Below are 2,453 nucleotides of genomic sequence, written 5' to 3' on the forward strand. Positions count from 1 at the left end.
TTAATTGGTATATTTTTGATAAATATTCCAGTTTTGCGCACTTGACTATTTTTAAAATTTTTTGTGCAACGCTAATGTATTTTCCTAGACTATAATAAAAAGCTGACACTTATTATGCCAGCCTTTTATCTAAGTTAACACCATTTATGTGGTTTTTGCCACTGTTTTGGCTTGTGGCAACCATGCCCCATGCCCATACCTGGTGCCATTGCACCTGCTACTTGATTTCCATTTCCATATCCATTGCCGTACCCTGGATCCATCGCTCCTGCTACTTGGTCTCCTGGAGCAGGAACATTAAATGAACCACCATAAACATCTACACTGCCTTGTGTATTTTGTACAGATGTTGAATGTGGAAATACATGTTTATTAATGGTTGTATGATGATTCTTTACGGTTGTATGGGACGGATGAATGTGTTCTACTACATTTTCACTACATTGTTTTACACAGTTATACTTCGTTGGATGAACAACTTGTTTCGGCGGGCAACCACACCCGTGATGATGATGCCTCATGAGAACTCCCCTTTCCTGTAATAGGTTCACTAATAACCTATGGCAAGTAACCAGAGTTTGTATAAGACAATCACCTATAATCACACAAAATTATTAGTTCCTCTGTCTAATTATAAACTAACGACCTCTATACATATGTCAGTAAATACCATTCGAAAAAGCCCTTTAGCAAAAAGAACAAGTTCCTGCAATGATGGCGTGTCAAACTCGCTGCAAATGAGTGTCTTTAAATGCTGTTGGATATTTAAGACCGTAACCGATCATTCGATCCATTCCAATATGTGCGATCCAAATAAGAGCTATCATGATAAGGAATGAATACAAAAAGAGAAAACCAATAACGACTAAGAGCACTGGTAATATATAAGAATGAAAAATATTATACAGCGTAGCACCCGATTTCGTATTTTTCATATATCCAACCATCGAAATATCAGGTACCAATAAAAAAATGGCAAAAACAAACCAACTGAAATCGTACATTGCATAGAAAAAGATACTAATCATTAAAACAGCAGCCCCTTCAAGATGCATCCATGCTTTTGGATTCATAGTCTTCTCCTTCCAGTATATTTTACTTGTAAATACGAGAAAACGAGAGAAAGGTTCCCTTGCTTCATTAAATTATCCGTATCCTTTTTCCATAATGAATTAATTGCTCAAATGGATTTCCGTCTAAACCTAGTAACTCACAAAATGCTTCCTCCGTATTAAAACCGTTCTCTTTCAATACTTTAACTAATGGCTTTAAGCTAGGGAAGGACTGTAACAAATAATCCTCGATAATCAGGTGTAGATATGCATATTGCTGATGAACAGGCTGCGCTTGACCGAACAATTCAAATTCAAAATCTTGATATAAAAAATTCGCCTTCACAACAGCGTGGTTTCTAATTTTCTTCCTTTTTATAGAAAATGCGTCAAACCCACCGTATAATGATCTTATTTTTTCCGCAAATGCAGATAAGTCTTGCGCTTCTACGATTATATCTAAATCCGATGCTTCAGTATGTATCCCTAATGGAAAAGTGCCACAAAGAAATGGCGTATACTGTTGTAAATCCTCCATTATATTTATATTTTCTATGGCTTTGAAGGCGCATTTCTGCGTCCAATCTCCAAATTTCAAACGGTCTAAGGAATGTTTACTTCTGCTTATAGGCTTATGCATTAACTTCACTACTTCCCCTTATTCTGTTCCTTCAATAAATCCCTTATTTCCTTCAATAATTCTTCTTGCGGATCTACTTTAGGTGCTTCTTCAACCACCTTTTCTTCTTTTTTACGCTTAAATTTCATAAGTAATCGAATAATAAAGAAAATAGATAGTGAAACGATGAAGAAATCGATTATCGATTGTATAAATGTTCCATATAGTATCTCTGCATCTCCTACAGTATACTTCCAGTTGGTCAAATCCACCCCATTCATTAGAACCCCTATTAATGGCGTAATAATATTATCTACAAGTGAGGAAACGATCGCACTAAAAGCGGCTCCAATAACAACAGCAACTGCCAAATCGATAACATTTCCTTTAAAAGCAAATTCTTTAAAGTCTTTCCACATATGCAACAACTCCTTTCAGGATATATCCTAAATAATAGCAAATACTTCTAAGAATGTGAATGAACAAAAAATACGAACTTGAGACAATATGACCTTTATCATTATCGAATTTCCCCTATATGGTGCAAACTCGGAATAGCTGGAAGTATTACTTAAAATCTCGAGTGGAGAAAGTCTTGTTATCGTGACATTGTTTGTAAGAAAAACGGAGCAATATTCGCTCAGTCCTTATCACTAAATGCTCAGATTTACGCTTCCTCTAGTAGCTATTATGGAATAATAGCTATGCTTGACCACCACTCCGGCTGCCCACTTCCCTTTCCGTGGGGTTTGTCCTTCAGCTAACTTTTTTAGCAAAACCCG

4 protein-coding genes are annotated in these 2,453 nt (G+C 36.2%); all 4 read right to left on the bottom strand.

Annotated features, from left to right (window positions below; translation table 11 throughout):
* Positions 1–134: 134 nt before the first annotated feature.
* The 4 genes from Q1A47_RS20315 to mscL all read right to left on the bottom strand — a co-directional run bounded on the left by Q1A47_RS20315 (position 135) and on the right by mscL (position 2,090).
* Complete coding sequence (locus tag Q1A47_RS20315; protein WP_121604778.1) at positions 135–521, bottom strand: spore coat protein; 387 nt, start codon at positions 519–521, stop codon at positions 135–137.
* A gap of 201 nt (positions 522–722) precedes the next feature.
* Positions 723–1,073, bottom strand: coding sequence for a DUF4260 domain-containing protein (locus Q1A47_RS20320; RefSeq protein WP_026682046.1), 351 nt, complete (start codon positions 1,071–1,073; stop codon positions 723–725).
* Between the two features lie 67 nt (positions 1,074–1,140).
* Positions 1,141–1,692 carry a DUF4269 domain-containing protein gene (locus Q1A47_RS20325; protein WP_034679333.1) on the bottom strand — a complete coding sequence of 184 codons (552 nt, stop codon included), beginning with the start codon at positions 1,690–1,692 and terminating at the stop codon, positions 1,141–1,143.
* An 8-nt stretch (positions 1,693–1,700) separates the two neighbouring features.
* The gene (mscL, locus tag Q1A47_RS20330) at positions 1,701–2,090 is read right to left on the bottom strand and encodes a large conductance mechanosensitive channel protein MscL (protein WP_026682044.1); all 390 of its coding nucleotides are present in this window, start codon (positions 2,088–2,090) and stop codon (positions 1,701–1,703) included.
* Between the last annotated feature and the right edge of the window lie 363 nt (positions 2,091–2,453).

This window comes from uncultured Virgibacillus sp. (assembly GCF_947495635.1).
GTDB lineage: Bacteria > Bacillota > Bacilli > Bacillales > Amphibacillaceae > Virgibacillus > Virgibacillus salarius.